The sequence below is a fragment of the bacterium genome (assembly GCA_019912885.1).
Taxonomy (GTDB): domain Bacteria; phylum Lernaellota; class Lernaellaia; order JACKCT01; family JACKCT01; genus JAIOHV01.
In genome coordinates this window covers 1-4,633 of record JAIOHV010000146.1, presented here as the reverse complement: position 1 = coordinate 4,633, position 4,633 = coordinate 1, and the positions used below count along the sequence as shown (strand labels likewise).

Genomic DNA, 4,633 nt, shown 5'->3' with positions numbered 1-4,633 from the left:
CGTGACAAGCGTCAAGTTTCGTCCCTTGCGGGTGGGGCCGGGCGGGTGAATCTTGGCGATCGAAGGGCGCCCGTCGCCTTGCCGGAGCGGTTCTTGCCGTTTTGAGACCGGCGCTTAATATCCCGAACGTGCATGCCGATAAGCGAAACGCACGTCAATCCCAGGGGACGATTCCATGACGGAAATCGAACGCCGACGGCCATCGTTGTACGCGAACGTACGCCGCCAGTTCGACGCGGCCGCGGATGTGATGGGCCTTGACCCGAACATCCGCAAGATTCTTTCAAACACCACCAACGAGGTCGTCGTTCACTTTCCGGTGAAATTCGAGGACGGCCGCGTGGAGGTGTTCACGGGCTATCGCGTGCAGCACAACAACGCGCTCGGCCCGTACAAGGGCGGACTGCGTTTTCATCCGTCGGTGAGCATCGACGAGGTGCGCGCGCTCGCGGCGTGGATGACGTGGAAGTGTTCGCTCGCGCGCATTCCGTTCGGCGGCGCCAAGGGCGGCATCCAGTTCGCGCCCGAAACTTACGCCATCAACGAGATCGAACACATCACGCGCCGTTTCACGTATGCGCTCGGCAACGTGATCGGGCCGGAGTACGACATCCCCGCGCCCGACGTGAACACGAACCCGCAGATCATGGCGTGGATTCTGGACACGTATCTTTCGACCGTTTCGCCGATGGATCGCGCGCGGGCGGTGCATGTCGTGACGGGCAAGCCGATCGAATCCGGCGGCAGCGTCGGGCGCGACAAGGCCACCGCGCAGGGGTTGGTGTATTTGCTCGAGGAATGGGCGCGCGACCGGAGCCTGGAACTTTCCGGCCTGACCTATTTCGTGCAGGGCTTCGGCAACGTGGGCGGCTGGACGGCGCGGCTCATGGCGGAGCACGGAGCGAAGCTTGTCGCCGTCGAGGACGCCACCGGCGCGATCGCGAACCCCGGCGGGCTGGATGCCGGCGCGCTGCTGGCCTTTGCCCAACGCACGGGCGGCGTGCGCGGATACGAAAACGCGACCGCGATCGACCACGAGACGTTCCTTGGCACGGTGGCGGATATCTTCATCCCCGCGGCGATGGAAAATCAGATCACCGGCGATACGGCGGGACTTCTCAACGTGCGCCTCGTGGTCGAAGGTGCGAACGGCCCGACGAATCCCGAAGGCGACGAGGTGCTGCACGAGCGCGGCATCGAACTGCTGCCGGACATTCTCGCCAATTCCGGCGGCGTGGTCGTCTCCTACCACGAGTGGCTGCAGAACAAACGCAGCGAGGCGTGGGAGCTCGAGGAGGTCGATACGAAATTGCGCAAGCGCATCACCTCGGCCTACGAGCGGACAAAGGAGCGCGCGGCGGAATTCGGGACGACCATGCGCACGGCCGCGCAGATCGAGGCGCTGCATCACCTGGAGGCGGTTTACAAGGAGCGCGGAATTTTCCCGTGATGAGATCGCGCGGCCCCGCGTGAAGTTGCGGTGAAAAAATCGTGGCGCCGGAGTAGCCCGGTGCGCTATTATCGCATCCGTTCAAACCGGTTTTTTGTATTATTCGCGGGGCTTGTGCTTCAACGTTTCCGAAGGAGCCGGACATGGCCGAATCCGAACGCGCTTTGACAACGAGCCTTGGGGAGATTCGAGCCTTTCTCGAGCTTCATGGATGCGCGCCGGCGCCCTGGGCGAACTCACGCCGCGTCGTGAGCGCGCTGTACGCGGCACTCGCGGAAAAACGCGATGATCCGGCTTTCTGGCGCGAGCTGTCCCATCTTGTCGCCCGTCTCGACGACCGGCGTTTCGCGCCCGAAGCGCTTGCGGGGGCTCGCGTCGTCGGCTCGGATGAAATCGAACGAATTGTCGTGGAGTTGCGTGCGTCGTTGTCCGGAGCGAAACCGAGGGGCGCGCGATCCTGGCTTGCAGGCGCGGGCGCGGCGTCCGTCGCCGGCTTTCTCTTGCTCGCTTCCGCTTCGAACGGCGGTGGCGCGGCTTCGACGCCGACCGCACCGCTCGATCGAGGCGAAAACGATGACGATGCGGGCGAGGACGAATTTGGCGCGACTCAGGACGACATCGACCTCATCGATGTGATTCGCCTGTCGAACGTTTCGGCGAGCGTGAAACAACATCTGCTCGCAAGCCTGCCGGAGCTCGACGCGGAGTATCGCGTCGCGCTTCTTGATGTCTTCATGTCAATGAGCGATGCGGAAATCGCCGCGTTTCTCGATGAAATGAACCGGACCGACGGCATCCGGAAACTCGCCGAGGTACAGCGCGATTTCGACGACGATGGCGCGACCGCTTCACGGGCGGAGGAGCTTGAGGATTCGGACGCCGCCGAACCGTTTCATGCCCTCAAGCGCGCGTGTGGCTGTGGCGACGACGACGACGATGACGACAACGACGACGACGATCACTGAGCGTCGCCGGACGCTACGCGTCGAAATCGCGCTTCACGCGGATAACGACGCGATCAACGCGTAAACGAGCGCGCCAAAAACCGCCGCGACGGGCAGGGTCACAAGCCACGCGGCGAAAATATTCCGCACCGCGCGTCGCTGGAGCGAGCCGCGAAGCGCGCCCGCGCCGAAAATCCCGCCCGACGCCACGTGCGTCGTGGACATGGGCAACCCGTAAACAGCGCCCACGGTAACGAGGCCCGCCGCGACGAGATTCGCGGCGAAGCCGTCGTGGTGATCCATTTCCGTGACGTTCTCGGCAAGATGGCGCGTCACGCGCCGCCCCGAAAGAACGCTGCCGCCGACCATCGCCGCGGTCACGATCGCGAACATCGCGCCGCGCCCGGGGCCGCCCGTCGCCGAAAACGCGGACACGGCAAGAAAGAGCGCCACGATTTTCGGCGCGTCGTTCATGCCGCGCGCGAGGCTCGTCGCCGCGCTTGTGAGCCAGTGGAGGCGATCGACGGCGAAAGCCCACGCGGCGGGATGATCGCGCTCGCACGTCGCCGCGTGCCCGGCAACCAGAAGCACGCGCGGGGACACGCCCATCGTCAGGGCGCCGCCGGCCATCGCCGCCGCGCGATTTTCGATTTCCACGCAAACGCAGTCCCGCGCGGAGGAGCCGCGAGACACGCGACGCCGGCGCGTGAGGAGCGCGACCGTCAGGGCGCCCGCCAGAATCGGCGTGACGAAAAGGGGAAGGAATACCTTTTCGCCGAGAACGGTCCATGGAATCGCTTGAAGGCCGCCGGCGGCGGTCGTCGCGCCGATGACGGCCCCCACGATCGCGTGCGTCGTCGATACGGGAAATCCCGCGCGCGTCGCCAGAAACACCCATCCCGCGGCGCCGGCGAGGGCGGCATGCGCGGCCGCGAGCGACGGCTCCGTGCCGGCCGCGAGCAAGCCGTTGCCGAACGTCGCGACCATCGCGGACGCGAACATGGCGCCGAGCCAGCCGCCGATACCCGTCCACGCGGCGCCCCAAGCGATGGCGCGGCGGTAATCCGTCACGCCGCCGGCGATGAGCGTCGCGATCCCCTTCGACACGTCGTTGGCGCCATTTGCGTAAGCGAGGGCAAACACCAGGGCCGCGGCAAAATACATGGTCAGGCAGGCGTCCTTCGCGCTCCGTGCGTCATCCGAGAAACCGGGTTTTCGACTTGCGTCGAATTCCTGTTACGTTTTGGATTCCCGGAGCGTTACCATTGTCGCGAGGGGCGCCAAATTTCCCGGAAAGGAAGGATCATGCTCAGGTTGATTCGGATCGGACTCGTGGCCGCGATGGTTTCGATGTCGGCGTTGGCCGCTTTCGCGGGAGACGAAACGGACGTCAAGAGGATGCCGTACGAAAATCCGCCGGCGGAAGCGGTCGGCACGTTGGCTGAAGGCGTCGGCATCGCCGTCGGCGAAAAAGCGCCGGACGCAAGGGTGATGACCGCGGACGGCAAGACCGCGATGCTGCGCGAGGTCATCGGCGGCAAGAAGACCGTGCTCGTATTCTATCGCGGCGGCTGGTGTCCGTACTGCAACTTCCAGATTCACGAGCTGACGGGCGCGTACCCGGGATTTCAAAAGCGCGGCTTTTCGATCGTGGCGATCAGCGTGGACAAGCCGGCGGAATCCGCGAAGACGCAGGCGACCTACACGATTCCGTTTCCCCTGCTGTCCGATCAGGATCTCGCCGCGCACGACGCGTACCGCGTCACGCACGAGGTGGACGACGAATACTTCCAGATGCTGAAGCAGTACGAGATCGACATCGAGGCGGCGACCGGGCGCAAACATCACAAGATGGCCGTGCCGTCGATCTTCGTCATCGACGAGAACGGCGTCGTCGCCTGGGCGCATGCGGATCGCGACTACAAACGGAGGCCGTCCGCGGAGCAGATCCTTCAGGCGATCGATGGCCTTGCGCCCGCACCCGGAAAAGCGTCATCGGGCGCGAAATGATTGCGGACTCGTTGCGGACTCAAACACAAAAACCGCCTCGCGGCGGTTTCGGCGTATCGCGTAACTATTTGGAATAATTCGCGAATTTTGTGGAGCTGAACGGGATCGAACCGTCGACCTCTTGAATGCCATTCAAGCGCTCTTCCAACTGAGCTACAGCCCCGTCGACTTTCGCGGGAAGGAACATCGTGTACCGCGCGGGCTTCGCGCGGGGCGGCGTTTATATCAA

4 protein-coding genes and 1 tRNA gene are annotated in these 4,633 nt (G+C 64.4%); 3 read left to right on the top strand and 2 right to left on the bottom strand.

What is annotated here, in order from left to right:
- Nucleotides 1–175 precede the first annotated feature (175 nt).
- Together K8I61_12345 and K8I61_12340 are read left to right on the top strand one after the other, a co-directional pair.
- Nucleotides 176–1,450 (top strand): Glu/Leu/Phe/Val dehydrogenase, encoded by a 1,275-nt coding sequence (locus K8I61_12345; protein ID MBZ0272819.1) that lies wholly within the window; start codon nucleotides 176–178, stop codon nucleotides 1,448–1,450.
- A 143-nt stretch (nucleotides 1,451–1,593) separates the two neighbouring features.
- Nucleotides 1,594–2,415 carry a hypothetical protein gene (locus tag K8I61_12340; GenBank protein MBZ0272818.1) on the top strand — a complete coding sequence of 274 codons (822 nt, stop codon included), beginning with the start codon at nucleotides 1,594–1,596 and terminating at the stop codon, nucleotides 2,413–2,415.
- A gap of 33 nt (nucleotides 2,416–2,448) precedes the next feature.
- Here K8I61_12340 and K8I61_12335 read toward each other — a convergent pair whose 3' ends face one another.
- Entirely contained in the window at nucleotides 2,449–3,558 is a 1,110-nt protein-coding gene (locus K8I61_12335) for an inorganic phosphate transporter (GenBank protein ID MBZ0272817.1), read from the bottom strand.
- Nucleotides 3,559–3,699: 141 nt separating this feature from the next.
- On the opposite strand from K8I61_12335, the gene K8I61_12330 reads away from it, so the two are divergent.
- A complete protein-coding gene (locus K8I61_12330; protein MBZ0272816.1) occupies nucleotides 3,700–4,404 on the top strand; it encodes a peroxiredoxin family protein in 705 nt (234 codons plus the stop codon).
- 90 nt (nucleotides 4,405–4,494) lie between these two features.
- On the opposite strand, the gene K8I61_12325 is transcribed toward K8I61_12330, so the two are convergent.
- Nucleotides 4,495–4,567 (bottom strand) — tRNA-Ala (locus tag K8I61_12325).
- Nucleotides 4,568–4,633 lie beyond the last annotated feature (66 nt).

Coding starts and splice junctions, on each gene's coding strand:
- K8I61_12345 (MBZ0272819.1), top strand. CDS start 176: ATGACGGAAATCGAACGCCGACGGCCATCGTTGTACGCGAACGTACGC.
- K8I61_12340 (MBZ0272818.1), top strand. CDS start 1,594: ATGGCCGAATCCGAACGCGCTTTGACAACGAGCCTTGGGGAGATTCGA.
- K8I61_12335 (MBZ0272817.1), bottom strand. CDS start 3,558: ATGTATTTTGCCGCGGCCCTGGTGTTTGCCCTCGCTTACGCAAATGGC.
- K8I61_12330 (MBZ0272816.1), top strand. CDS start 3,700: ATGCTCAGGTTGATTCGGATCGGACTCGTGGCCGCGATGGTTTCGATG.